Raw genomic sequence first — 26,132 nt, 5'->3', positions numbered from 1 at the left:
GGCCGAAGCCTCTTCTCATATAAGTTTGTCAAGTTTTTCTATAATGTGTTTTTTGTACTCTATAAATTTTTTATCTTCAAAAAAGTTTTCATCAAATTCTTCTTTGATTTGTATTTCTTCTATAATTGTTCCTGGATTTTTTCCCATGATATAAATTCTGTCTGACAACTTAACTGCCTCTTCTATGTCGTGGGTTATAAAAATTGTTGATATTCCAATTTCACTAATTATATTCTTGTACCACTTGTGGATTGATGCCTTTGTTATTGCATCAAGGGCAGAAAAGGGTTCATCGAGAAGGGCAACTTCATTGGAAAAGACATAGGTCCTAAGAAGGGCTGCACGTTGTGCCATACCACCAGAAAGTTGTGAAGGAAATTTTTCTTGGCAGCCTTCTAGTCCAAAGTCACCAAAGAGTCCTCGCACTTCTTCCCTGGCTTCTTTTTTCTTTTTGCCACGAAGTACTAGGGGCAGAGAAACATTGTCGATGATTGTCATATATGGTAGGAGCATGTCCTTTTGAAGCATATAGGAAATATTGCCTGCCTTACCTGTGACGTCTTCTCCCTTTAGATAAACTTTTCCTTCATCTGGTGCTAAGAGTCCTGCAATAATATTAAAGAGTGTTGTCTTACCACTACCAGAAACTCCCACGAGAGAAACTAATTCTCCCTTATTTAATTTTATGTTTATGTCCTTTAAGACTAACCTGTCGTTAAAGGACTTATAAACATTGTCTACTCTTAAAATTTCTATTTTTTCACTCATTTTAATTTTTCTGGATTTACAAAATCGTCAGTGAATCCAAAGTTCTTTGGAATTTCTTTGTCGATTAATTTATTTTTCCATAACCATTGGTAGAAATTGTTCCATCTATCTGGATCAATTTGTCCAAAGTATTTTGCGTCGTCTTGATACTTGTCAGCAAGATATTCCATTCCCTTTTCTACAAGGTCCTTGTCAAGTTCTGGATTTATCTTAACTAAGATATCTGCTGCTTCCTTTGGATTTTTTGCTGCATATTCATAGCCCTTGACGAAGGCACGCATAAATCTCTTTGCCACATCTTCCTTGTTCTTTAAGAAGTCGTTGTTTGCAATAAGGATTGGTGTGTAGTAATCAAAAACTGGACTAATATCTCTAAATGCGAAGTAGTTAATTGGCACATTTTCCTTTGCTGCAAGAACTCCGTCAACTTGGTAGAATACCCAAACTGTATCTATCTTTCCACTAATTGCTTGGACTGCATTTACAACATTTTCTGGAAGAAGTTGAACCTTAGAGAAGTCTCCACCATCGTCTGTTATTACTTGTCTTAGGATTGCTTGCTCAATTGGAAGTCCCCAAGTTGCGTAGTTGTGTCCTTCCATGTCCTTTGGTCTTTCAATTCCCTTGTCCTTTAGGGAAATAATTCCTGAAGTGTTGTGGTTAATAATAGCTGCCACTGCTGTTACTGGAAGTGGATCATCGCTGGCAAAGGCTGGTGCAATTGTATCTTGGTAAGATACTCCAAAGTCAGCCTTACCTGATGCAACTAGAGCTTCAGCACCATTAGCTGGTGGTTGGTTTACTTCTACTTCAATGCCTTCTTCTTCAAAGAAGCCCTTGTCCATAGCAACATAAAGACCTGCGTGGTTTACGTTAGGTTCCCAGTCAAGTAGGAAACTTACCTTTTCCTTTGGAAGCTTCTTAGCTTCTTCTGATTTTTTTTCTTCTTTCTTGCCACATCCTGTTAGAAAAAGTCCAACAAGGATTAAAATTAATAGTTTTCTTAAATTTTTCATTTTGCCTCCGTCCACGGCATTACCCTTCTTTGGATGAAGCTAACTAACTTCATCAAGAAAAGTGAAATCGCCGAAATTAAAAATATAACTGCAAACATCTTGTCAAAAGAGTAATTTTTTTGAACTCTTATCATATATACTCCAAGTCCCTTGTAGCCACCTAACCATTCGGCAATAACTGCTCCTACAACTGAATAGGAAACAGCAATCTTAAAGGCAGCAAAAAAGTTTGTAAGACTTTCTGGAAACTTAATGTACTTATAAATTTCATACTTGCCTGCTCCCATGGCCTTTAATAATTTTGTCTTGTCTGGATCAACTTGCTTAAAGGCTTCGAGAAGGGATACTGCAATTGGAAAGAAAGTTCCAATTACAATTAGGGCAATCTTTGGCATAACACCATAACCCATCCAAAGAACAAGTAGGGGTGCAATGGCAACTGTTGGAACAGTCTGACTAATTACTAGAATTGGATAAAAGGCTGAATAAAGTGTGTCTGATAAATCCATTAGTAGTGCCACAAGAAATCCTAAAGTAACACCAACTGATAAACCTAAAAAGGCTTCTGTCAAGGTTGTCCCCATGTGGGATGAAATTGTTGGAAAGTCATTTACAAAGGCCTTTACTACATCAAGTGGTTTTGGAAGCATAAAGGCTGATATTCCACCATAAGTTGTTGCAAAGTGCCAAAGGACTAAAATAATTACTATCAAAGAAGCTGCTGAGATATTATCCTTGATACTTACCTGTTTTTTCTTCAATTGTTAAAATTCCTTTCTCAGAATAGAAGGTCTTGGAGTAACAAGCCACTTGTTCTGAAATTTCTCCCGCTAACTTTACACAGTTCTTTAAGATCTCAAAGGCCTTGTCAAAGTCGTCTAACTCTATAACTGTTTCAAAGGGAGTGACTACATAGTTAACTTCTTCACTTTGAATATATTCTATAACCCTATCCACTACATTGACTACTGACTCTGTAGTTCCTTCTTTAGTAGTAGGTAGGATCTGTATCGCTACTGATATTTTCATCTTAACCTCCTTATAAAAATTTCCAATAAAAAAAGCCTCTAGAAATAGAGGCAGCCTTCCCTAGACAGCATTACCTGTCCCGGTCCATAGGGTTTAAGGATAAACCTATTCTCAGCATGCGCTCCCCTGATAAGTTAATTATAAGCATAAGTTTCCCTTATTACAAGGAATTAAGGCAAATAAAAACTAGGCCACATGGACCTAGGTCTTATTCAATGACTAATAATTTTTCTTCACTTTCTTTTTTATCTTTTGCTTCTGGCTCTTCTTCAATTTTTCCAAAGGGCATTTGTGCTACAAGCTCCCAATGTCCTGGAAGGTCATAGACTTCCTTAACCCACTCATCAATCACTGGGTTGTAGTGTTGGATGCTGGCACCAATTTCTTCATCTCTTAATGCTTGCCAAAGATTTAGTTGAAGCATGGCAGCTGAATGATGTCCCCAAGTTTCAAAATAATCTCTGTATGATGACATATTTATCTCTTGAGCCCAAATTTCATTCATATCTATAAAGAAGAGGGCAGTTCCCTTGGCATGATAAAAACCATAAAACTTTTCTTTATTAATAGACTTGTCAAAAGTTTCATTTACTCTTGTCCAAAAGTCCTTGGACTTGTCATCAAAGAGTAAGACAATCCTGCTTGTCTCTGCATTCATATGTGATGGCGTAGCATTCATTACATCTTCAACAAGATATTTTATTTCTTCATTTGTAAGGTCAAGATCTTCTGACAAGTTGTAGTAGGATCTTCTCTTCTTAATTATTTCTATATAATCTTTCATAATTCACCTCGCAAGTTTTTTCTATATCTTAGTAAAGTCTTACCCTGAAAAAATTATTCTAACCTACCGCCCTTGGTGTAGAGCTTGTAGTAGTATGACTTTGCTTCCATTAGTTCTTTATGACTTCCTCTCTCAACAATTCCTTCCTTAGTCATCACTAGAATTAAGTCTGCATTTTGTACTGTTGTTAGCCTGTGAGCAATTGTAAGTGTTGTCCTTCCCTTGGATAATTTTTCGATAGAGTCTTGAACAACAACTTCTGACTTGTTGTCTAGGGCTGAAGTGGCTTCGTCTAAGATTAAGATTGGTGGATTCTTTAAGAAAACTCTAGCAATAGAAATTCTTTGCTTTTGTCCTCCAGATAGTTTCACTCCACGTTCTCCCACATAGGTATCAAATCCATCTGGGAGATTTTTTATAAAGTCGTAGGCTCCTGCAAGCTTGGCAGCTTTTATGACTTCATCATCACTTGCTCCCTCCTTGCCGTAGGCAATGTTATCTCTTACTGAGCCAGAGAATAAATATACGTCTTGTTGAACTATTCCAATGTTCTCTCTAAGGGATTTTATCTCCACATCCCTTACGTCAAGACCGTCTACCTTCACTGCCCCCTTGTCTACGTCGTAAAATCTTGGAATTAAATTGCAAACTGTAGTCTTGCCTGCCCCACTTGGACCAACTATGGCAAGCTTTTGTCCCGGACTAATGTGAATTGAAAAATCATCTAGGACTTTTTCTTCAGCTTGACCATAGGAGAAGTCTACGTGGTCAAAAGTGATTTCACCCCTAAGGCTTTTAATTTTTATGGCGTCTTTCTTGTCCTTGATGTCAGACTCAATAGACATTATTTCTGAAAATCTTTCAATCCCTGTCATTCCCTTTTGGAATTGCTCTGTAAATTCAATAATTCTTCTAACAGTTGCAAGAAGTGATTGAACATACATTACATAAAGTATCAAGTCCTCTGGACCAATTTCTCTCTTCATGAGGAAGTAGCCTCCAGAAACTATTAAGATGAGATACATGAGGCCGTCAAAAATTCTGTTAATTGTGTTGAAGCCAGCCATGGACTTATAGTATCTCTTCTTTATGCCCAAGAACTTGTTGTTCTCATAAGTGAACTTTTCCCTTTCAAGGTCTTCCTTGGCAAAGGACTTGACCACCCTTATGCCAAGAAGGGAGTCCTCAATAGCTGAGTTCAAATGACCAACGTGAACTCTTTGGTCCTTTTGTGCCTTGTGCATCTTGTTCCTAAAGTGACCGGAGAAGTAAATCATAAGTGGAATCATGAGATAAATTAAAAGAGTCATCTTTACGTTGAAGTGTAAGAGAATTATAAGAGAAATAATTATCTTTATGGCTCCAATGAAATATTCTTCTGGGCAGTGGTGGGCGAACTCTGTTATGTCGAAGAGGTCGTTGGTGATCCTTGACATAATGACCCCAACCTTGGTCTCGTTGTAAAAGGTGTCAGATAAAGTTTGAAGATGGGAGTAGAGGTCTCTCCTCATGTCAGTCTCGATCTTGGCACCCATGATGTGACCAATGGATGTCATAAAGTATTGGGCTACAACTTCCACTGTCTTAACTCCTAAATATATAAGGGCAAGCTTCGTGATGAAGTCGAAGCTAATAGATGCAAGATCCTTCATCCCCCTATTAGTAAGAGCCCTTAAGATAAGCGGAAGAATCATTTCGCTGGCAGTTGTTAGTCCTGCACAAAATAAATCTAGAAAAAGTGTGAACCTGTACTTATAAAAGTAGGGCGCAACTTTTTTTATTAAATTTTTATTTTTCATTTTTCCTCCTTTATATAAAATTTTATTTTTTGAAATCTATCTTATATATGATAACACAAAAATAAAATCCTTTAAAAGTCTAGAAAATAACCTTACTTGACATAAAAATTCAAACAACTTATAATTTGATAAGACTTACAAAGGAGATTTTAAATTTGGAAAATAAAAGTAGCGCAGGCTCACGAATTGCAAAGTCCACCCTAGCCATTACTGGCTTCCTTCTAGTGGGTAAGGTCTTTGGATTTTTTAGAGAATCACTGACAGCTTATGTCTTTGGTGCAGGCACAGAAATGGATGCCTTTTCTCTTGCTCAAGCAGCCACAGCAATGATAGCAAGCTTTGTCACTCAAGCAATAGCAACAACTTATATACCTTCTGCTCAAAGGGCAGAGAACGATCATGGACCAAGTAGAAAAAATTATTTTACTAACAACCTTTTAATGGTTACTTCCCTTGTGTCCCTTGTCTTAATTGTTCTTGGAATTCTATTCCCAAACCAAATTGCACTTTTATCTGCATCCCAAGCTAATCCAGAAACCTATGCAATTGTTGTTAAGTTAATACAAGTTGGAATGCCCGTAGTTTTATTTTCATCTTGGGTTGGTGTAATGGAAGGTTACCTCCAACACGGTGGCAAGTTCGCAGCAACTGGTGCCATTGCAATACCACTTAACTTGACCTATATAGTTTATTTAGCCCTCTTCTCACACCACGTTGGGATAATAGGACTTACAATTGCATCAGTATTAGGTATCTTGGCACAATTTTTATTCCTTCTACCTAACGCAATGAAAATTGGTTACAGGCCAAAGCTCGTGGCAGACTTTCAAGACAAGTATGTGAGAGAAGCAATTGTTCTTGCCCTTCCAGTTTTTGTTTCTGTATCAGTGAATGACATTAACACAATTGTTAATAGAAACCTTGCATCAGGTATGGGTAAAGGTGCAGCATCAATTTTATACTATTCAAACAAGATGAATACCATGATAATTGGTATTTTTATCACAGCCATCACTGCCATAGTCTTTCCTATCCTAACAAGGACTTTGGGATCTGGCGACATGAAGCGTGGTAAAAAAGTTATGAATGCATCAGTTAAGACTGTTTTATTTATAACTGTCCCCGCAACAGTGGGCCTAATTATCTTGGCAAGACCTATAATAGAAATTGCCTTTGTCCGTGGTTCCTTTACTGCGGCAAACGGTGTGGCAGCAACATCGACTCTAAGATGTTACTCCCTTTCACTTATTTCAATTTCTGTTATCAACGTCTTAAATAGGATTTACTATTCCATTGGCGACACAAAGACCCCTTTCTATGTTGGTGTAACTAACGTAGTTATCAACGTTGGCCTCAACCTCTTAGTAGCAAGGCACTTTGGTACAAATGGACTGGCAGCATCAGTTTCAATTGCAACAACAATTGCAGTTTTCATTTCCTTTATACTACTTAAGAAAAAAATTGGAAATCTTGGAACAAGGTCTTACATCAAGGCCCTTATAAAAACTTTTATGGCATCACTTGTCATGGGAGCAATAACTTTGGCATACTTCCCTTATGAAAAACTCATAATGTCACTAACATCTGGCGGAGTCCAAACACTTTTAAGGTTGGGATTCTTGATGGTAGTAGTTACTATTGCAGGAACTTTTTATGTCTTCTGCCTCTACAAGTTAGGAGTTCGTGAAGTGAGAGATGTGGTTGGCATAGTGAGAGAAAAGCTTGAACATAGAAAGCTTAAATCTATAGAAAATTAAATTTTAAAATTTATAAACAAGGCTCGAGTCATTGGACCTTGTTTATTTTTGTAATTTTATTAAAATTTTATACAATTAAAGTAGTCGTTTGATAATTAAGTGGTATAATATTAATAAATTGGAGGTGTTTATATGAAGGGCACAAACTATATAATTGCCGTTATTGTAATCGTTTGCTTGATTTTTTGGAGAAAGTCCATTGTCAAAAAGAGACAGAAGGCTCAAAAGTCAATTGACACATCAAGTAAGGCTAAGAGTAATTTTAAAAAAGAAGAACTACATAAGATGAGCGAGGCAAATTCATCTGAAGAAACTTCTAGTGACAAGGTCCCTGAAGTAAAAGAAAAGGAAGTCTACGATGGATCAAGGAAAAAGGATCGTGGCAAGAAGAGACATCAAAAGAAAAATACAAACTCCGCTATTGATGAAATAGAGAAAAAGACTGAAGAAGTAGAAAAAAAAACTGAAGTCGAAGTTGAAAAAGTTACAGAAGAAGTCAAGGAAAAGGCTGAAGAAGTAAAAGAAAAAGTTGAAGCTAAGGCTGAAGAAGTAAAAGCTGAAACTCAAACTAAAGTTGAAGATGTAAAAAAAGAAGTAAAAGAAGAAGCCAAAGAGGTCAAAGAAGAAGTTGAAGTTAAGGCTAAAGAAATAAAAAAGGAAACTGACGTCAAGGCTGATAAAATTAAAGAAGAAGTAAAAGAAAAGGTTCAAGATGTTAAAGAGGAGGTTAAGGAAGAAAAGTTACAAATTGAAAATAAAATTGCAAGCACTGGCAATTATCCTGACCTTATCGCTTCCATAAAAAATAATCCTTGGACATCAGATGACTTAAACACAAAAGTCAAGTTTGAAGACACGATGAAAAAAATAACTTTAAGCGAAGAAGAAATTACAGACCTACCACTTGATCAAATCAAGGCTTCCCTAAGCCCTGAATCCCTTGCAGACTTTTTAAACATAACATCAACAAAGCCAACAATCCTTAAGAGAAAAGAGGACACATCCTACGAGTTCACAACAAAGGATAAGGAAGAAGTTAACTTAATCAAGAAGAGGTATGGACTCCTCGATAGAGAAATCGACAAGATAACATCAATCCTAATCTTTGACAAGGAAGGACAAAAGTTAAAAGAAGTTAAGGATGTCTTGGCGGAAGGGAAAAATAGAATTTACATGGAAACAAAATTTTAGTAGAATATAAAAGTCATACTTGTATGGCTTTTATTTATTTGAAAAATTTTATAAGATAAATTGATGCACTAATAAAAAAATTTTTTAAATAAAAAATTAAAGAAAACTTTGAAGTTTTTTTACTTTTTTGGTTTAAAATAAATCCAGGAGATAAAAATGGAAAACATAAAAAAATTAGAAGAAATTATCAAGTTCTTAAGTGAGAACACGAGATTTCTAGAAACAAAAAACTTCATACAACATGGAAACACCACTGTCTATGCCCACGTAATTGCTGTGGCGAAAAAATCTATTGAAGTGGCAGAAAAATATAACTTAAATGTGGATATGGACTCAATGATTAGGGGAGCCCTCCTCCACGATTACTTCCTCTATGACTGGCACGACGGCAAAAGGGAAAGATGTATTCATGGCTTCACCCATCCCATGAAGGCCTATCGCAATGCCAAGTCCGAGCTAAATCTTAATAGGATTGAGAGAGACATAATTATCAAGCATATGTTCCCCTTGACTCCCCTTCCACCAAGGTACTTGGAGTCTTGGATTGTAACTTACTCTGACAAGTACGTCTCCCTTGCCGAAACTCTTAGGGGCATACCTGTAAAAGTTGGGTTGGTGCGACCATGAGATACCAAGAATTCTACTTAATATTCTTTATCTACTCCTTCCTTGGCTGGTTTTGGGAGACCTTCCCTTGCTCTGCCATTGAGTTAGATAAAATTCACAACAGGGGCTTCCTCTTGGGACCCATTTGTCCCATCTATGGTTTGGGAGCCAGCCTATCCTTTGGATTTTTGAAAAACTTTGAGTCAAGCCTTGAAATTTTTATTTACTCAGCCTTTTTGTCCTGCCTCATTGAGTACATCATTGGCTACCTCTTGGAAAAATTTTTCCATAAGCGTTGGTGGGACTACTCCAACTACCCCTTCCAAATCAAGAGTAGAGTTTGCCTATACGGTCTTTTGATCTTTGGTCTGGCAAATATTTTAATAGTCAAGAAGCTCACTCCAATTTTGCTCTTCTTCTTGTCCCTATCAAGTGACAGGCTTCTTACTTCACTTGTGATATTTTTTGGAATCTTATTTGTAGTAGACTTAGCCTTGACTCTAAATCATTTAGTTAACGGCTCTCTTGCACTCGACAAAATTTATGAAGTTATAGATGAAAATTTAAGTGACTACTTTGATGGCCTTAACGAGTCTGAAAGACTTGCAAATTTAAAAGTCCTAGAGGAGTCAAAGAAGTTTAAGACCAAATTTTTAAACTTTAACTCCAACCTCAAGGAGAGAGAAGAAAGTATTAAAAAATTAATAAGACAAAAATGAGACCCCTTTGATAAGATATCAAAAGAGGTCTCTTTTCTTTGTCTATAAAAATTAACTTATTCAATTTTTCCCGTGAACTCATATAAATTTATGACTTCAAATTTTTTTACAAAGTCATTGCAGTTTATGACTTAAATAATTTTTACAAAGTTATCGTCATTTATAAATTCATAAATTTTCATTAAGTCATTTTTTTAACAACTTAAATAAGTTTCATCAAGTCATGAACTTTTACAACTTCGTCTTTTATCCCAAGGTCACAAAAAATTTATCTCCTAATACTTCCATCGCTTCCATCAATAGTGATGATGTCACCAGTTTTTATAAGCTTAGTAATGTCCCTTACCCCAACAATGGCAGTCTTGTTGAGAGCAATTGCAGAAACAGCTCCATTGGAAGTGAAGCCTGCTTCTTCTGTAACAAAACCAGAGGACCTTTCCATGTAAGGAATCATCCTGCCATCAGTTCCATTGCAGATGATTATGTCCTTAGTCTCGAAGTTCGCTTCTAACTCTTCAAAGGTATTGGCAACAACTGCCCTTGCCTTTTTCTTTTTCTTGCCTATAGGAGTTCCCCTGCCGAGAATTTCTGAAACATTTTCTATCTTCAAGAGGTTAGTTGAGCCAGCAATTCCTGTAGGCACTCCTGCAGTGAGGACAACTAAGTCGCCAGATTTTAAAAATCCCTTCTTCACAGCAATTTCCATAGAAGCATCAATTAGGTTGTCTGTGTCCTTAAAGTTAAGAACCTTAACAGGTCTAACTCCCCAAACCAAACTAAGTTGGTTTTTAATTTTTTCAAAGGGCGTTGATGCAATAATTGGAGTCCCTGGTCTAAATTTTGCAATAGCCTTTGATGTGTTACCTGATGTTGTTGCAGTGATGATGGCATTGGCATGGAGGTCTCTTGCAATAACGCAGGCAGACCTTCCAATGGAGTTGGTCATAGAATTTTCTACGTCCTTGATCCTGTTTTCCAAAATTTCGTCATGGTCAATTGTGGACTCAGTGTATTCTATTATTTTTCTCATAGTTTCCACTGCCTCTACAGGATACTTGCCACTGGCAGTTTCTCCTGAAAGCATAACTGCACTTGTCCCATCGAGGACTGCATTGGCAACGTCATTAGTTTCGGCACGGGTTGGTCTTGGGTTTCTTATCATTGAATCAAGCATTTGTGTTGCAGTGATTACTGTCTTGCCTACAACGTTACATTTTTTTATAATTTCCTTTTGAACTATAGGGACAGCTTCGGTTTCTATTTCCACTCCAAGGTCTCCCCTAGCAACCATTATTCCATCTGAAACTTCTATGATTTCATCAATTAACTCCACAGCCTTTTGGGACTCAATCTTTGAAATAATTTTTGTTGTGTAGTCCCTTTCTTCTTCAAGGACCTTCCTTATGGCAAGGACATCATCCCTTGACCTGATAAAGGAAGCTGCTATAAAGTCTACGTCTTCTTTAACTCCAAACTTTATGTCATCAATGTCTCTTTCAGTTAGGGCAGGAAGCCTGATATCAACTCCAGGTACATTGACTCCCTTGTGAGAAGAAATCACTCCAGAGTTTTCCACTTCTGTAATAATTTTTTCTCCCTCAATCTCCTTTACAAGAAGTTCCACAAGTCCGTCGTCAATTAAAATCTTATCGCCAGCCTTTACATCCTTGTAAAGTTCTTTATAGGAGATGCTAGCAATGGACTTGTCACCTATAAGGTCCTCAGTTGTTAGGACGAATTCATCTCCAATTTCTAAAGTGACTTCGCCATCAACATCTCCTAACCTAATTTCTGGTCCCTTGGTGTCAAGCATGATCCCAAGAGGAAGGTCCATTTCCTTCCTGAGTTTTTTAATTCTGTCAATTTTAATCTTGTGCTCTTCATGGCTGCCATGTGAAAAGTTAAGTCTTGCAACGTTAACTCCCTCGTTGAAGAGGATTTTTAAAGTTTCTTCACTTTCACTTGCCGGCCCAATAGTGGCAACAATTTTTGTATTTTTCATTTTCCACCTCTATATAGAAACAGTCTTTAGTATGTCTAAAAGATCTTGCCTAAAAACTTTCTTAGCTTCAAACATTTCTTCAAAGGTCATTGCCCTTGCCCTGCCTTCTTTAAATCCAAGGACTCTAGACTTTCCTTCTTTTGCTTCCTTAACTGCAAGATAACCAAATTGTGATGCGAGGATCCTATCAAAGATAGAAGGAGCTCCTCCCCTTTGGATGTAACCAAGAACAGTAACTCTTGTGTCAATCCCAGTTAAGTCTTGGAAGTCCTTTGCAAAGTCAAAGGCAGACCCGCAGCCCTCAGCCATAATAATTATGTGGTGTCTCTTGCCACGATTCTTACCCATAATTGCCTTCTCGGCAATTTCCTTTATGTTGGTTTCAATCTCTGGAACTACAATTGCTTCAGCTCCAGAAGAAACTCCTGAGTAAAGGGCAATGTCGCCGCACTCACGACCCATTACTTCGACAACATTTGCACGTCCATGGGCCTCTGTTGTGTCCCTAATGTGACTTATCGCTTCAGTGACAGTTTCCACTGCAGTCATAAAACCTATTGTGAAATCTGTATAGGCAAGGTCATTGTCAATGGAACAAGGAATACCAATTACAGTTACTCCCCTCTCCCTTAATTTATTGGCACCCTTAAGACTTCCGTCGCCACCAAGGACTATTAGGGCATCAATTTCAAAAATTTTTAGGGAGTTTATTGCCTTTTCAAGTCCCTCTTCTGTCATAAACCTTTCAGAACGTGAAGTGGAAAGAATTGTTCCCCCTCTTTGGATAATGTCGGCAACAGAAGACTGGACTAATTTCTCAAACTTTGCGTCAATGAGGCCCTCATAGCCTCCACTAATGCCATAAACCTCTATACCCTCAAAGATACAGGTTCTTGTAACAGCTCTTATTGTGGCATTCATGCCTGGAGCATCTCCGCCACTTGTTAAAATTGCAACTCTCATATCCACCTACTTTAAAATAATTTTGTCTCTAGACTTAGTATAAGCTATCAATTTATTTTGAATTTCGTCAAAGGACTTGTCATCAATCCAAAGGTTTGGATCAGTCCCAAAGGCCTTTCGCGTTTCTTCTTCAAAGAAGACCACAGGAGTGGACCCCTCATAATCTTTTAAAATTCTTCTTATTTCATTTACCTTTTCATTTTTCATAGAGTCAACAGAAATATATAATTTATTTTTTGTTGGCATCTTAAGTCTTGATACTGAATCCACCAAAATCTTTGGCTCTTCAATTTCTGATTCTTGGAAGTGACCCTCAACTACAACCACATTCTCATCTTCAATAAGGTCCTTGTAGTGTGAGTAGACATTTGGAAAGATTACAAGTTCAATTGTTCCAAATAAGTCTTCTAGGGCTGCAAAGGCCATCATCTTGTTGGTCTTTGTTATCATGGTCTTCTTGGCCTTTAAAATTCCTCCAACCTTGACCTTGGACCCCCTCAAGAGATTCTCCCTATACTTTTCAAAGATTTGATTTGTGTTTATAGATGAATTCTTCTCGATTAATTCCCTGTAAGGATCAAGGGGATGACCAGAGATGTACATACCAATAACTTCCTTTTCCATGTCAAGCTTATCCTTTTGTGGAAAGTCACGAAGTCTTGGCAAGTCCTCTTGGAGGTCAGTCTCTTCAAAAAGTGAAAATTGACCCATGACATTATTTTTTGCAGTATTTGATGAAGAGGATAAAATCCCTTCATAAATTGCAAGGTATTGGGCTCTGTTCCCCCTGAAGTCGTCCATGGCTCCACACCTTATTAGGGATTCCACAGCCCTCTTGTTAAGGACAGACTTGTCAAGGGCATTGATCCTATCAACAAAATCTTTTAGATACTTGTAGGGTCCCTTTGCCCTTGCTCTCACAATAGCATCTATTAAGTTGTCCCCGACATTTTTTACAGCCTTCAGTCCAAACCTAATTTTATTGTCCTCAACAGTGAAGTTCTTATAAGAATAATTAATATTTGGTGGCAGGATTTCTATCCCCAACCTCTTTATCTCTTCTATATAAAGACTGACTTGCTTGATGTCGTTGGTGTAAGTAGAAATTTGTGCCGCCATAAACTCCCTTGGATAATAATACTTTAGCCAAGCTGTCCTATAAGCAACTACTGAATAGGCAACGGAGTGAGACTTGTTAAAGGCGTAGTCCGCGAAGTCTATTATCAAGTCATAAATTTCGTTGGCAGCCTTCTCGTCAACCCCATTGGCAATGGCACCACAAACTCCCTCTTCCTTGTTGCCATAGATGAAGTTCTTCCTCTCTTCTTCCATGACCTTCATCTTCTTCTTGGATATGGCACGTCTAACAATGTCTGCCCTGCCAAGAGAGTAGCCACCAATTTGTTGAACAATTTGCATTACCTGTTCTTGGTAGACTATACAACCATAGGTTGACTTAAGTATTGGCTCAAGCTTTGGATGAATGTAGGAAATTGTGGACTTGTCATGCTTAGACCCAACAAATTTTGGAATTTGCTTCATTGGTCCAGGCCTAAAAAGGGCATTGGCAGCAACTAAATCAGAAAATTCATCTGGCCTTAGTTCCTTTAAGAAGGCCCTCATACCAGAGGATTCAAATTGAAAGACCCCAAGGGTTTCTGATCTTGCAAACATCTTTAAAACATCTGGGTCATTGTAGTTGAAGTTGTCAAAATTTATTGCCTTCCCCTGATTTTCTTTTATTAAATTAATTGCATCCCTAATAACTGTAAGAGTCCTTAGACCCAAGAAGTCCATCTTCAAAAGTCCCAACTCTTCAAGCTCAATCATATTAAACTGAGTGGCAATAATCTTGTCATTTCTAGTTAGGGGAACATATTCTGTCAGTTCGTCCTTGGATATTACAACACCAGCTGCGTGAGTTGAAGTGTGTCTTGGGAGACCTTCAAGTTTAAGAGCCATATCAATTAAAAGTCTTGAATCCTCTTCTCCATCGTAAATTTCCTTAAAAGTTTCTGAAACTTCTAGTGCCTTTTCTATGGTCATATTAAGGGCTTGGGGTACCTGCTTGGCAATGTAGTCCACCTTGGCATAGGACATATCAAGGGCACGACCTACGTCTCTTATGGCATTACGAGCAGCCATGGTTCCAAAGGTAACTATTTGAGCAACGTGAGAGTCTCCATACTTCCTGTTTACATATTCAATAACTTCTTCACGTCTTTCATAGCAAAAGTCTATATCAATATCGGGCATAGAAACCCTTTCTGGATTTAAAAACCTTTCAAATAGTAGGTCAAACTCTAAGGGGTCCACGTCAGTTATTCCAAGGCAATAAGAAACCATAGAACCAGCAGCAGATCCCCTTCCAGGTCCAACTTGGATCTCATGCTTTCTTGCATACCTTATAAAGTCCCAAACTATTAAGAAGTAGTCAACATAGCCCATGTTCTTTATGGTGTTGAATTCAAACTCAAACCTGTCCTTAATTTCATCAGTTACATTTTCATATCTCTTAAGCATTCCCTCTAAGGCAAGTTTCTTTAAGTATTCCTCGTGGGTGTATTCATCTGGCACTGTAAACTCTGGCAAGTGAAGGTCGTGAAAGGTAATTTCAACCTTGCACCTTTCTGCAATCTTCACAGTGTTCTCTAGGGCCTCAGGATTTTCTGGGAAGAGGACTGCCATTTCATCGGGAGACTTTAGGTAAAATTCATCTGATGGAAACTTCATCCTGTCTGTGTCCTTGACAGTCTTTCCTGTTTGAATACAAAGTAGGACATCGTGACTCTTTGCATCCTCCTTCATTAAATAGTGGACATCATTAGATGCAGTTAGGGGAATCCCTAGCTCCTCAGATAGAAGGACAAGCTCACGATTAACCCTGGCTTGTTCAGGCATGCCGTGGTCTTGAAGTTCTAAGAAGAAGTTCCCTTCTCCAAAGATGTCTCGATACTCAAGGGCAGCTTTTTTTGCAGCCTCCTTATCCCTATTTAAAAGAAATTTTTGAACTTCGCCACCAAGACAGGCTGAAGTTGCAATAATACCCTTGGAATATTTTTTTAAAACTTCCTTGTCAACACGAGGCTTGTAATAGTACCCATCAACGTAACCAATGGAGACTATTTTCATAATATTTTTGAAGCCTTCATTGTTCTCTGCCAAGAGAATCAAGTGGTACCTCTTGTTGGTCCTGTCCTTTACAGTCATATCCTTCTCTGAGATGTAGACCTCACAACCTAGGATGGGTTTTACTCCAACATCCTTGCAGGCCTTGTAGAAGGCAATGGCCCCATACATATTGCCATGGTCAGTTAGGGCAACTGCATCCATGCCAAGGTCCTTTACCCTTTGAGGCAAAAGACTTATTCTCGTTGAACCATCTAAGAGAGAGTATTCACTATGGAGATGTAGGTGAACAAATTTATTCATAGGATCATCCTTAATCTATAAATCACAAATTTTTATTTTAAAATCATTTTATCTTTAATTAGTGATATAAAAATTTTCAAAACTTTCAACTTGATTTTAAAAAATTTTTTATCACTCAATAAGGACTTATTAAAATTTTTTCGCAAGCTTACAAACTTTAAAAAATAAAAAATTTTCATTACTAATCTTTAATATATTTTATCAAAGGCCAAAGACAAATAAAAGGATATGAAAAAAGAGTTTTGACAAAGCAAAACTCCAAGCAAATTATTTTTATTAAATTAAAGATTTATAAATTCTTTTTCAACTAAGTAAGCTAATCTTTCTACTGCTTCTTCTTCATCTACACCATCAGCTTCGATGATAATCTCTTCGCCTGTGAAGGCACCAAGAGACATAATACCAATAATGGACTTACCATTTACCTTATCATTATGAGCTTCGAGATTTATTTCAGAAGCAAACTTGTTAGCCTCTCTTACAAACAGTGCAGCTGCCCTAGCGTGGAGCCCGTCACTATTATTAAGTACAACTTTTTTACTTATCATTTTATACACCCCTCAACTTGTTAGCAATTCTCCTAAGTTTTTTAAATCTATAATTAACAGTGGACTTTGAAATCTTTGGTTCAAGAGAGTTCGCAATATCGTTTAAACTCATAGACCTGTTCTCAAGTCTTATCTTAGCTATGACTTTCAAATCTTCATCTAAGTTTTCTATCCCCATTTCTTTCTCGATCAGCTTTATATCTTCTACCTGGTCGTAAGATGACTTAACTGTTTTATTTAAGTTGGCCGTCTCACAATTTACAATCCTATTTACATTGTTTCTCATTTCCTTTATAACCCTAATATTTTCGTAATTCAAAACAGAGTTATAGGCACCTATAAGAGATAGGAAGTCAGAAATTTGTTCTGAGTCCTTGATGTAAATTATGTATTTTTCCTTCCTCATAATCACCTTTGAGTTAAGTCCAAAATCATTAATTACATCTCTTAAAAAGTATGCGTTGGATTCGTTTTCAGAAACAAATTCCAAATGATATCCCTTTTTTGGATCAGTAATGGATCCCGAACCCATAAAGGCACCACGGATGTATGCCTTTTTCTCACTGCTTGTTTTTATTAGATCAGTGGGAGCATAATTTATCATAAATACGCTTGCACCCTTAATATATTTTAACTCATCGAGAAGTAACCTGCAAGACTCATCTTGCGATATATAGATAATAAATACATTTTTTTTAAGTTGTGTAGACCTAACATTTTTAACTTCAACGTTAAAACCAAAGGACCTTCGTAAAAATGTAAAAATTCTCCTCGCCACAGGAGCATTTTCTGTAATGTATTCCATAGAAATTTTATTATTTTTAAAATTTAAAATTCCGCACATGGGAGTTATCCCTGCGAGTTCTGATAAAATTAATTTGTAGTCATCTACTTTTATCTTAGCGACTTCATCTTTAATCTCTGATGAAAAACTCATTACTTCACCTCATTATCCATATTTCTCTTATTATATCAGAATTTTATTTTTATTGTTTCTAAAATTAGATTTTTAATTCACTATTAATGAAAAGTAAAGACTTGATTAGATAAAAAAATAAAAGACCTGTGACCTAAGAGAGGACTCTAATCCTTTTGCTCTTTACTCACAGGCTTTAATTTAAATCTTATTTAGTTTCTTTCTTGTTCTCAGCCTTAGCATTTTCTTCTTTTGCATTGGCTTTTTCATTCTTATTTGCTGCTTCAGACTTTGCATTAGCTTCTTTTGCTTGGTCTTCTTTTACTACCTTACCGAAGTTCTTGTATTCTTCTGGAATTTGAACCTCTTTAGAAGTGTTAACATAGATTTTTATTTTAGCATGTTTCTTAACTTTGTCAATGTAATCTTTGAATTTTTCTTGTTGTAGTTGTGCCTTGATTTGGTCCTTAACTGCATCAAATTCTAAAGGCTTTTTATCTTCAAGCTTGATTATGTGGTAACCAAATTGTGTCTTAATAGGTTCAGAAATGTCGCCAACCTTCATCTTAGCAATTTCCTTGTCAAAGGCTTCAACCATTTGTCCACTTGTGAATTCGCCAAGTGATCCACCGTTTTGTGCACTTCCTGTGTCCTTAGAATTTTCCTTTGCAAGCTTAGCAAAGTCTTCTCCCTTTAGAATCTTCTTTCTTAAAATATTAGCTTGTTTTAAGTCATCAACTAGGATGTGAGATGCCTTAGCCTTGTAGTAAGAATCCTTGTTGTCTTCGTATTGTTTCTTAACTTCTTCTTCAGTTGGTTCAAGTTCTTTTAATTTTTTTTGAGTGTATTTACCAACTAACATTTGATTTTTCATATTTTCAGCAACATATTCCTTTGGAAGTCCATTTTCTTTTAGGAACTTGTTGAAGGCTTCTTCGCCACCAAGTTGTGCCTTGATTCCGTCAAGCTTTTTATTTACTTCATCATCAGAAACAGTGATTTTTGATTTTTCTGCATCTTGTTTAAGAGCTTCAGTTGTTGTTAAGTCAGTGATTGCTTGTTCTCTTAGAAGTTCCTCAGTTGTCTTTTTGCCGTCTTCCTTGTTCTTAAGAACACCTTCACCATACATTGAAGTAAGTTGATTTACCCTTGCTGCATAAGACTTATAAAAATCTGCCATTGGGATTTCAACTCCACCAACTTTAGCTGCTGCATCTTTATGTGCACCACTACAAGCTACGAGTGAACCTGCTAGTGCAATAGTCACTGCTATCTTACCAAATTTTTTTAAAAACATTTTTCTCTCCTTATTCTATTTAATTATTATCATTTTGTGTCTATATTATACACTACTTTTTAGAAGTTTTTGTGTCCTTTTTGTGTAAATACAAAATTGTTACTAATTTTTTTAACTCGTCAAGAGGATACTTTAGCTTAGTCAATACAATTTCATTAACATTACCCATGGAGTAAGAAACATTTTCGAACTCGTTGTTTATTTCCATTATGGCAGGAAGCTCAACCTCTCCCTCGACCCTTATCCTATACTCTCCTCTTCTCTCAACAATTGATGAAACTTTTGCCTTTTGAGCCTTGTTCTTTAAGAGGGCAATGTCCATAAGGTTTGAAACTTCATCAGGGAAGTCTGAGAACCTGTCGATTAATTCATCAACAAGGTCTGAGTACTCTTCTTCAGTTGATAATACAGAAATCTTTTTATAGATTTCAAGTCTTGTCCTGTCGTCTGCGATATAATCCTTTGGTATAAAGGAATCCAGTTTGAGGTCAATTGTAGTTTCAATTTCTTCTTCAACATCAAGGCCCTTTAACTTCATAACAGCATCCTTTAGATACTTCATATAGAGGTCGTAACCAATTTTTTCTATGTGGCCTGACTGTCTTGACCCAAGTATGGAGCCTGACCCTCTTATCTCAAGGTCTCTTTCTGCAATCTTGTGACCTGACCCAAACTCAGTGAACTCTTTAATGGCTTGGAGTCTTTTTTGTGCCACTTCAGAGATTGATGTTGTTCTGTCGTAGGTGAAGTAGGCGTAGGCAATCCTCGATGACCTTCCTATCCTTCCACGAAGTTGATAAAGTTGTGAAAGTCCTAGTCTATTAGAGTCTGTTATTATCATCGTGTTTGCGTTGGGAACGTCCATGCCTGTTTCTATTATAGTTGAGCAAACTAATACGTCAATATTACCCTCTATGAAGTCAATCATTGTATCTTCAAGGGCCTTCTCAGTCATCTGACCATTTGCCATAGAGAAGCTTGCCTCTGGCACAAGCTTCCTAAGTTCCAAAAGTTTATTTTCCATATTTGAAACCTTGTTGTAGAGAAAGTAAACTTGTCCTCCTCTTTCAATTTCTTTTAGGATGGCCTCACGTACCATGAGATTGTTGTATTCTAGGACGTAAGTTTCCACTGGAAATCTCTCTTCAGGTGGCTCTTCTATAACAGACATATCCCTTATTCCAATCATAGACATTTGGAGAGTCCTTGGAATTGGTGTAGCTGTTAGAGTTAATGTGTCTACATTTTCCTTTAGCATCCTCAACTTTTCCTTGTGACGAACTCCAAATCTTTGCTCTTCGTCAATAATTAAAAGTCCCAAGTCCTTGAACTTCACATCCTTGGAAAGAAGTCTATGAGTTCCTACGATTATATCAATGTTGCCATCCCTTAGACCTTCAAGGTCCATCTTCTGATCCTTCTTGGACCTAAACCTTGAGAGAAGTCCAACACCAACAGGGAAGTTTTTAAACCTCTCCTTAATTGTATTGTAGTGTTGCTGTGCCAAAATAGTTGTTGGCACAAGAATTGCAACTTGCTTTCCATCAAGTATTGCCTTAAAGGCAGCACGAAGGGCAACCTCTGTCTTTCCATAACCAACGTCGGCACATAGAAGTCTATCCATAGGAGAAGGCTTCTCCATGTCCTCTTTTATCTCTTCAACAGACTTCAACTGACCAGGAGTCTCTTCATAGATAAAGGCATCTTCAAAGTCCCTTTGGTATTGGGAGTCCTCACTAAAGGCAAAGCCCTTGGTCTTCTCACGAGTTGCATAAAGTTTTATTAAGTCCTCAGCCATATCATCAATGGACTGTCTTGCACGAGCCTTCTTCTTCTTCCAATCAAGAGAGTTTAACTTGTTGACCTTTGGCGGCCTCTTTCCCTCTTGGACGTACTTGTAAATGGAATCAAGGGCCTCAATTGGTAGGAAGAGCTTGTCCTCTCCACCGTACTCAATGAGGATGTAGTCCTTTTGTATGCCTGATACTTCAAGCCTTCTTGTCCCCACATATTTACCAACACCGTGGGCCTCGTGAACTACGTAGTCGCCAATTTGTAGGTCCTCAAAGTTTAGTGACTTCTTCTTAGGAGTTTTTTTCTTTTTCTTCTTTGAGAAGGACCCATAAATTTCTGAATAGTTTATAAAAACTGTTTTGGAATCAGAAAATTCTATTCCTTCATTTAAGGCGCCAGTAGTAACAACAAGCTTGGAAGTAATTTCCTCATTCTTTGTGTTTTTTGCCAATTGAGGTGAATAACCCAAGTCCACAAGGTTATCAAAAAGTCTCTTGGCTCTTTTTTCTGTTGCCCCAAGGAGGATGACTTGGAAGTTATTTTTCCCATAGTAGTCTAGGTCTTCCTTGAAGAGTTTTATCTTTGACATATAGTTGGTTACGCTCTTGACCTTTATGTTTACAATGTCCTTTGGCTTAAACATCTTTGGTGGCTTCAAGAGGGCATTAAAAGTTATTAAAGTTTTTTCATTTAACTCCTCAACTATGTCTTTGTAGTTGTAAAAAGTTTTTTCGTGGGACTTTGTGACTTCACCATTTTCAATTAAGATTGCAAACTTTTCTCCATTGGCAAGGTCAAGTTCTTCTTCTCTTTCAACAATCCTGGAGGGCTCTTCGATTAAAAATATAAAATCATCTAAGTAATCTAAGAAGGAGCCAACTTCATCTTGGTCTACATAGGGAAGGATTAAGTCCTTGTTGATTATTGTCTCTTGGTTTTCTAGCCTGTCAACATATCTTAAAAACTTTTCATTGAGTCTATCTTTTTCTTTCCCTTGGAGCTTAGTCTTAGAAATATCTTTTTTTATTCTCTCGGCAAGCTTATCCCTTTCACCTGCTTTTATAATCAAGTCTTCTATTGGATAAATTGTAATTTTTTCTAACTTTTCAATGGACCTTTGGCTTTCGATTTCAAAGGATCTAATAGAGTCAACTTCGTTATCAAAAAGTTCTATTCTATAATTGGCGTCTTGAGTCCCAATGTCAATTATTGACCCCCTAAGGGAAAACTGACCTAGACCTTCGACACTTGGAAATCTTTCGTAACCCATTTCCACAAGCTTCTTAGGAAGATCATCAAGATTCAAAACTTGTCCAACTTCTATAGGTATCTTATAAGAAGCAAAAATTTCTGGCCTTGATATTTTTGCAGTCAAGGCATTTAAGGTTGTGACAACAATCTTTGCCCTTCCACTTGAAATCTCTGCCATGGCTTCTAGCCTCTTCTTTGTATTCTCCTTGGACTTTGAATCCCTGTCATAGAAAAAAACATCCTTCTCTGGATAGTAGACGCAAGTCTCATCTGAGATTGACCCCAGGTCCTCGTAGGCCTTTCTTGCCCTTACCCTATCTTGTGAGATGAGGCAAACCTTCCTCCCCTCAGCTGCAAAAGTGGGCGCAAAAAGAGAGAGCACTGCCTCCTCTGAACCAAAGACTGCAGTGTTCTTTGAAATTTTTATCGACTCATCTAATTCCTTAAAAGCTTCTAGGTTCTTTACACTATTGATTAAAAAATTCAATTTTCACCTCAATAAATGTTGTTGTTATAAGAATTCATGGACTTGTCAATGCCAGAGTCCACTGCATCAATTACTGCATCAGCACAGGCATCAATAGCATCTGCAATGTGCTTTCTATCCTTTGCTGGAAAATTGGACAAAACAAAACTTGCCAAATCTTCATTAGGGTGTTTCTTTCCAACACCAATTTTAAACCTGGCAAAATTTTTGCTTCCTGTTAAGTTTACAATTGACTTAAGTCCATTGTGGGTCCCAGCTGATCCATTTTTCTTTATCTTTATCTGTGCAAATTCAATGTCAATATCGTCCACAATAACCATTAAGTCTTCTGGCTTTAATTTATAAAAATTTAAAATTTCTACAATTGATTCTCCGGAATTGTTCATAAAAGTATGGGGCTTTAGGAGAATGACTTTCTCGTTGCCGATTCTCCCTTCACCTACAAGCCCCTTAAATTTAATCTTATTAACTTTTATATTAAGCTTATCCGCAAGGACATCAATTGTTGAGAAGCCCACATTGTGCCTAGTATCTTCATACTTCTTGCCGGGGTTTCCCAATCCTGCAATTATATACACTTAATCACCTTATTCAAACATTTCACTAACTGATTGTGATGTGTTGATTCTCTTAATTGCTGATGCAAAAATTGGAGAAACAGACACAATATCAATCTTATCTATCTTCTTTTCTTCTGGAAGTTCAATAGTATCTGTGATTACAAATTTTTCAAGAGATGAATTCTCTATTCTTTCAATAGCTGGACCTGATAGGACTCCGTGAGTTGCAGCTCCATAAACTTTTTTTGCACCTCTTGCCTTTAAAGCATCTGCTGCCTTAGTAATAGTTCCAGCAGTATCTGCGATGTCGTCAACAAGTATAACTGACTTGCCTTCAACATCACCAATAATATTCATAACTTCAGATACATTTGCCTTTGGTCTTCTCTTTTCAATTATTGCAATAGGAAGATTTAATTCGTTGGCAAACTTTCTTGTCCTAGTAACTCCTCCAAGGTCTGGAGAAACAACTACAAAGTCGTCTTCCTTTACAATGTCCTTGAAGTATCTTGCAAGGTAAGGAACTGCAGTTAGGTGGTCGACTGGAATATCAAAATATCCTTGGATTTGACCAGCATGAAGGTCCATTGCAACAACTCTGTCAGCTCCTGCTTCAGTAATTAGATTTGCAACAAGTTTTGAAGTAATAGGTTCTCTTGCCTTAGTCTTTCTGTCTTGTCTTGCATATCCGTAGTAAGGGATAACTGCGTTAATTCTACCAGCTGATGCCCTCTTTAAACCATCAATTAAAATTAAAAGTTCCATTAGGTTGTCATTAACTGGTGAAGAAGTTGATTGGATAACAAAAACATCCTTACCTCTTACAGAAACTCCAATATCAATTGAAATTTCTCCATCAGAAAATGTGGACACAGTACAAGCGCCCTTTTCAATTCCCAAGTTTTCACAAATTTTATCTACAAGACTAAGGTTAGAATTTCCTGTAAATACTACAATATCTCCATTAACTGTGTTCATTATCCATGTCCTCCTATTTGATAAATCCTTTTCTCTCAACCCAACCATCTATATTTTTTTGAGGTGCTCTCTCAAGAGAAAGTTGCCCCTTCAAAACTTTTTTTGTAATAGTAGATCCAGCTGCAACATAGCCATAGTCTTCTACTTCAATTGGTGCTACTAAGTTTGCATTAGAACCAATAAAGGCATTGTCCCCAACCTTGGCCCTAAACTTATCTCTTCCATCGTAATTAACAAAGACCACTCCGCAACCTATGTTAACTCCACTGCCCACATCGGCATCGCCTATATAAGCAAGGTGGCTCATCTTTGACCCATCTCCAACATTGGAATTTTTAACTTCAACGAAGTTTCCAATTTTACAATTTTCTCCAACATGAGAGTTTGGCCTTAGGTGGGCGTAAGGACCCACTGTAGTTCCCCTCCCAATAGTAGAGTCTTCTATTTCAGATGACCTAATAAGAACATCTTCCCCAATTGTTGAATTCTTTATTGTTGAAGAGTAAATTTCTGCCCCTTCTTTTATTATAGACTTTCTGTCAATGCGAGTGCCTGGGTAAATCATTACATCTCTTTCGATTGTAGCCCCATATTCAATATAAGTGGACTTAGGATCAATTATCCCAACACCATTTATCATATATTCCTTGTTTATCTTTTTTTGTAGGATTTCTGCTGCAATAGATAACTCGTATCTTGAATTAACCCCAAGGATTTCTCTTGTGTCCCTAAGCTTAAAGGAGTCAACCCTTTTGCCTTCATTAACTAGAATCTCAAGAGTGTCAGTTATATAAAGCTCATTAGCTGCATTGTTAGTGTCAATCTTTGTAAGAGCTGACTTCAGAGAAGAACCCTTAAAGGCAAAAATTCCTGAATTAATTTCACGAATTAACTTTTGCTTTTCACTTGCGTCCTTTTCCTCAACTATTGCAACAACATTTGCATTTTCATCCCTGACAATCCTGCCGTAGTTTGTAGGATCCTTCATATCAGCAGATAAAACTGTTATATCATTATTTCTCTCTTCGTGATATCTCAAAAAGCATGAAATAGTTGAATTAGAAATAATTGGAGTATCTCCATTTAGGATAATAACTGTGTCATCATCTTCTATCTTATCAAGAGCATTCATAACGGCATAGCCTGTACCATAGGGTACATTATCGCCAATAGGTTGCTCGATAAATTCCACATCTTTTTCATCCTCGAAGGCCTTGCGTACTTTTTCCTTATTGTGTCCCACAACTACAAGATTCTTTTCAACTTGCGAATGCTTGCAAGAATTTAGGACATAAAAAAGCATAGGTCTTCCAAGAATTTCATGAAGTACCTTTGGTTTTTTGGACTTCATTCTCGTTCCCTCTCCTGCTGCCAGGATAACTGAAACTTTCATAAAACACCTCTTTTTATTTACTTCTTACATTATAACTAAGATTGACTCTTATATTCAAGAAAATTTCATAATAAATTTATATTTCAGCCCCTTGTATAAGATTTTTTTGGATTTTGTAAAAATAAAATAAATTCTTGATGAAGTTGTAAATTCTTGTGAAGTCATAAATTCTTGTGAACTTATAGATTTTTACAAAGTCATAGTTTCTTATAATGTCGTAGCTTTTTGCTAAGTTGTAAATTTTCATGAAATTTATATCCATTCCTGTGAGAGTAGATTTTTCGAATATCCCTTACCTATGCCTTAGTGATATCTCCATCAGAACTCTCTTACAACCTAACGACCTTGCAGGATCCCTTTCTTTACTTTTCATAAGCAAGACGTCAGCCTTAAAATAAAGACTAGTGGGAGTGCATATAATAAGCAAAAAAATTGGCTATGCGTTAAAAATTTTCAACTGTTTGAACTCGCGAAGCGAGTGAGTTGACATGACCTAACCCAATTTGCGAAGCAATTTGATGGTAGGTCAGTTCGCAAATTGGAGCTTGCGACAATTTGTGTTCTTCTATTTTTAGCATAGCCAATTTTTTTGGACTACCAGCGCGTGGGGTTATAGGGGGTGGTTTAAGGAGGGGGAAAAGGGGCCTCGCAATGCCCCTTAACCCCCTCCTTATAGATCGATAAAACCTAAGGTTTTAAAAGTTCTTTTAAATTCTACTTGACAATTAAAATTCTAAAGGGTATAGTCGAAACATATTGAGAGGCGATAAAAATGAAAAACTTAAATAATTTTAAAAATTTCACAAGCCAAGCATTCTGTTGTTGTTCTATAAAAAATTTTA

The 26,132-nt window shown here is 37.0% G+C and carries 21 protein-coding genes; 4 read left to right on the top strand and 17 right to left on the bottom strand.

The features are described from left to right. Positions 1–15: 15 nt before the first annotated feature. The 6 genes from CAN42_RS00285 to CAN42_RS00260 form a co-directional block, all read right to left on the bottom strand. The gene (locus CAN42_RS00285; RefSeq protein WP_209019186.1) at positions 16–768 is read right to left on the bottom strand and encodes an ABC transporter ATP-binding protein; all 753 of its coding nucleotides are present in this window, start codon (positions 766–768) and stop codon (positions 16–18) included. Continuing rightward, entirely contained in the window at positions 765–1,784 is a 1,020-nt protein-coding gene (locus CAN42_RS00280) for an ABC transporter substrate-binding protein (RefSeq protein WP_085875058.1), read from the bottom strand. The genes CAN42_RS00285 and CAN42_RS00280 overlap by 4 nt, the downstream gene beginning before the upstream one ends. Beyond that, entirely contained in the window at positions 1,781–2,545 is a 765-nt protein-coding gene (locus CAN42_RS00275; protein WP_062572147.1) for an ABC transporter permease, read from the bottom strand. Before CAN42_RS00275 ends, CAN42_RS00280 begins: the two co-directional genes overlap by 4 nt. After that, the gene (locus CAN42_RS00270; protein WP_085875057.1) at positions 2,514–2,813 is read right to left on the bottom strand and encodes a thiamine-binding protein; all 300 of its coding nucleotides are present in this window, start codon (positions 2,811–2,813) and stop codon (positions 2,514–2,516) included. Before CAN42_RS00270 ends, CAN42_RS00275 begins: the two co-directional genes overlap by 32 nt. Positions 2,814–3,021: 208 nt before the next feature. Beyond that, positions 3,022–3,597: a nitroreductase family protein gene (locus CAN42_RS00265; protein WP_085875056.1), complete on the bottom strand. Its 576-nt coding sequence runs from the start codon at positions 3,595–3,597 to the stop codon at positions 3,022–3,024. A gap of 53 nt (positions 3,598–3,650) precedes the next feature. Further along, positions 3,651–5,396 (bottom strand): ABC transporter ATP-binding protein, encoded by a 1,746-nt coding sequence (locus tag CAN42_RS00260; protein WP_085875055.1) that lies wholly within the window; start codon positions 5,394–5,396, stop codon positions 3,651–3,653. Positions 5,397–5,551: 155 nt separating this feature from the next. On the opposite strand from CAN42_RS00260, the gene murJ reads away from it, so the two are divergent. From murJ to CAN42_RS00240, 4 genes are all read left to right on the top strand, one after another. After that, positions 5,552–7,153, top strand: coding sequence for a murein biosynthesis integral membrane protein MurJ (murJ, locus tag CAN42_RS00255; RefSeq protein WP_085875054.1), 1,602 nt, complete (start codon positions 5,552–5,554; stop codon positions 7,151–7,153). A 132-nt stretch (positions 7,154–7,285) separates the two neighbouring features. Next, complete coding sequence (locus CAN42_RS08910) at positions 7,286–8,344, top strand: hypothetical protein (RefSeq protein ID WP_135100534.1); 1,059 nt, start codon at positions 7,286–7,288, stop codon at positions 8,342–8,344. 156 nt (positions 8,345–8,500) lie between these two features. Continuing rightward, the gene (locus CAN42_RS00245; RefSeq protein WP_135100533.1) at positions 8,501–8,971 is read left to right on the top strand and encodes an HD domain-containing protein; all 471 of its coding nucleotides are present in this window, start codon (positions 8,501–8,503) and stop codon (positions 8,969–8,971) included. Further along, positions 8,968–9,669 carry a putative ABC transporter permease gene (locus tag CAN42_RS00240; RefSeq protein WP_085875052.1) on the top strand — a complete coding sequence of 234 codons (702 nt, stop codon included), beginning with the start codon at positions 8,968–8,970 and terminating at the stop codon, positions 9,667–9,669. Before CAN42_RS00245 ends, CAN42_RS00240 begins: the two co-directional genes overlap by 4 nt. A gap of 268 nt (positions 9,670–9,937) precedes the next feature. Here the strand turns inward: CAN42_RS00240 and pyk are convergent, their stop codons facing one another. From pyk to CAN42_RS08955, 11 genes are all read right to left on the bottom strand, one after another. Beyond that, positions 9,938–11,671, bottom strand: a complete 1,734-nt coding sequence (gene pyk / locus CAN42_RS00235) for a pyruvate kinase (protein WP_085875051.1) — start codon at positions 11,669–11,671, stop codon at positions 9,938–9,940. Positions 11,672–11,680: 9 nt separating this feature from the next. Then, a complete protein-coding gene (locus CAN42_RS00230; RefSeq protein WP_085875050.1) occupies positions 11,681–12,634 on the bottom strand; it encodes an ATP-dependent 6-phosphofructokinase in 954 nt (317 codons plus the stop codon). 6 nt (positions 12,635–12,640) lie between these two features. Next, positions 12,641–16,066 (bottom strand): DNA polymerase III subunit alpha, encoded by a 3,426-nt coding sequence (locus tag CAN42_RS00225; protein WP_085875049.1) that lies wholly within the window; start codon positions 16,064–16,066, stop codon positions 12,641–12,643. Between the two features lie 281 nt (positions 16,067–16,347). Continuing rightward, positions 16,348–16,614, bottom strand: a complete 267-nt coding sequence (locus tag CAN42_RS00220; protein ID WP_085875048.1) for an HPr family phosphocarrier protein — start codon at positions 16,612–16,614, stop codon at positions 16,348–16,350. Between the two features lies 1 nt (position 16,615). Continuing rightward, on the bottom strand, positions 16,616–17,551 hold the full coding sequence (whiA, locus tag CAN42_RS00215) for a DNA-binding protein WhiA (protein ID WP_085875047.1): 936 nt from the start codon (positions 17,549–17,551) through the stop codon (positions 16,616–16,618). A gap of 187 nt (positions 17,552–17,738) precedes the next feature. Further along, positions 17,739–18,827, bottom strand: a complete 1,089-nt coding sequence (locus CAN42_RS00210) for a peptidylprolyl isomerase (protein WP_085875046.1) — start codon at positions 18,825–18,827, stop codon at positions 17,739–17,741. Positions 18,828–18,879: 52 nt separating this feature from the next. Continuing rightward, positions 18,880–22,359: a transcription-repair coupling factor gene (mfd, locus tag CAN42_RS00205; protein ID WP_085875045.1), complete on the bottom strand. Its 3,480-nt coding sequence runs from the start codon at positions 22,357–22,359 to the stop codon at positions 18,880–18,882. A gap of 8 nt (positions 22,360–22,367) precedes the next feature. Then, positions 22,368–22,937: an aminoacyl-tRNA hydrolase gene (gene pth / locus CAN42_RS00200; protein WP_062572162.1), complete on the bottom strand. Its 570-nt coding sequence runs from the start codon at positions 22,935–22,937 to the stop codon at positions 22,368–22,370. 9 nt (positions 22,938–22,946) lie between these two features. Next, positions 22,947–23,897 carry a ribose-phosphate diphosphokinase gene (locus CAN42_RS00195; RefSeq protein ID WP_062572163.1) on the bottom strand — a complete coding sequence of 317 codons (951 nt, stop codon included), beginning with the start codon at positions 23,895–23,897 and terminating at the stop codon, positions 22,947–22,949. Between the two features lie 13 nt (positions 23,898–23,910). Then, the gene (gene glmU / locus CAN42_RS00190) at positions 23,911–25,290 is read right to left on the bottom strand and encodes a bifunctional UDP-N-acetylglucosamine diphosphorylase/glucosamine-1-phosphate N-acetyltransferase GlmU (RefSeq protein ID WP_085875044.1); all 1,380 of its coding nucleotides are present in this window, start codon (positions 25,288–25,290) and stop codon (positions 23,911–23,913) included. Between the two features lie 76 nt (positions 25,291–25,366). After that, the gene (locus CAN42_RS08955) at positions 25,367–25,537 is read right to left on the bottom strand and encodes a hypothetical protein (protein WP_167627534.1); all 171 of its coding nucleotides are present in this window, start codon (positions 25,535–25,537) and stop codon (positions 25,367–25,369) included. Between the last annotated feature and the right edge of the window lie 595 nt (positions 25,538–26,132).

Origin of the sequence: Peptoniphilus vaginalis (assembly GCF_900176605.1) — a bacterium.
GTDB classification, from domain to species: domain Bacteria; phylum Bacillota; class Clostridia; order Tissierellales; family Peptoniphilaceae; genus Peptoniphilus_A; species Peptoniphilus_A vaginalis.
This window is presented reverse-complemented; position numbering and strand designations above follow the sequence as displayed.

Bases quoted from the DNA above. Each gene is read 5' to 3' on its own strand.
- CAN42_RS00270 (WP_085875057.1), bottom strand. From the start codon at position 2,813: ATGAAAATATCAGTAGCGATACAGATCCTACCTACTACTAAAGAAGGA.
- CAN42_RS08955 (WP_167627534.1), bottom strand. From the start codon at position 25,537: ATGAAAATTTACAACTTAGCAAAAAGCTACGACATTATAAGAAACTAT.
- CAN42_RS00195 (WP_062572163.1), bottom strand. From the start codon at position 23,897: ATGAACACAGTTAATGGAGATATTGTAGTATTTACAGGAAATTCTAAC.
- CAN42_RS00220 (WP_085875048.1), bottom strand. From the start codon at position 16,614: ATGATAAGTAAAAAAGTTGTACTTAATAATAGTGACGGGCTCCACGCT.
- CAN42_RS00260 (WP_085875055.1), bottom strand. From the start codon at position 5,396: ATGAAAAATAAAAATTTAATAAAAAAAGTTGCGCCCTACTTTTATAAG.
- CAN42_RS00230 (WP_085875050.1), bottom strand. From the start codon at position 12,634: ATGAGAGTTGCAATTTTAACAAGTGGCGGAGATGCTCCAGGCATGAAT.
- CAN42_RS00280 (WP_085875058.1), bottom strand. From the start codon at position 1,784: ATGAAAAATTTAAGAAAACTATTAATTTTAATCCTTGTTGGACTTTTT.
- CAN42_RS00210 (WP_085875046.1), bottom strand. From the start codon at position 18,827: ATGTTTTTAAAAAAATTTGGTAAGATAGCAGTGACTATTGCACTAGCA.
- CAN42_RS00265 (WP_085875056.1), bottom strand. From the start codon at position 3,597: ATGAAAGATTATATAGAAATAATTAAGAAGAGAAGATCCTACTACAAC.
- glmU (WP_085875044.1), bottom strand. From the start codon at position 25,290: ATGAAAGTTTCAGTTATCCTGGCAGCAGGAGAGGGAACGAGAATGAAG.
- CAN42_RS08910 (WP_135100534.1), top strand. From the start codon at position 7,286: ATGAAGGGCACAAACTATATAATTGCCGTTATTGTAATCGTTTGCTTG.
- whiA (WP_085875047.1), bottom strand. From the start codon at position 17,551: ATGAGTTTTTCATCAGAGATTAAAGATGAAGTCGCTAAGATAAAAGTA.
- CAN42_RS00225 (WP_085875049.1), bottom strand. From the start codon at position 16,066: ATGAATAAATTTGTTCACCTACATCTCCATAGTGAATACTCTCTCTTA.
- CAN42_RS00285 (WP_209019186.1), bottom strand. From the start codon at position 768: ATGAGTGAAAAAATAGAAATTTTAAGAGTAGACAATGTTTATAAGTCC.
- CAN42_RS00240 (WP_085875052.1), top strand. From the start codon at position 8,968: ATGAGATACCAAGAATTCTACTTAATATTCTTTATCTACTCCTTCCTT.
- pyk (WP_085875051.1), bottom strand. From the start codon at position 11,671: ATGAAAAATACAAAAATTGTTGCCACTATTGGGCCGGCAAGTGAAAGT.
- CAN42_RS00245 (WP_135100533.1), top strand. From the start codon at position 8,501: ATGGAAAACATAAAAAAATTAGAAGAAATTATCAAGTTCTTAAGTGAG.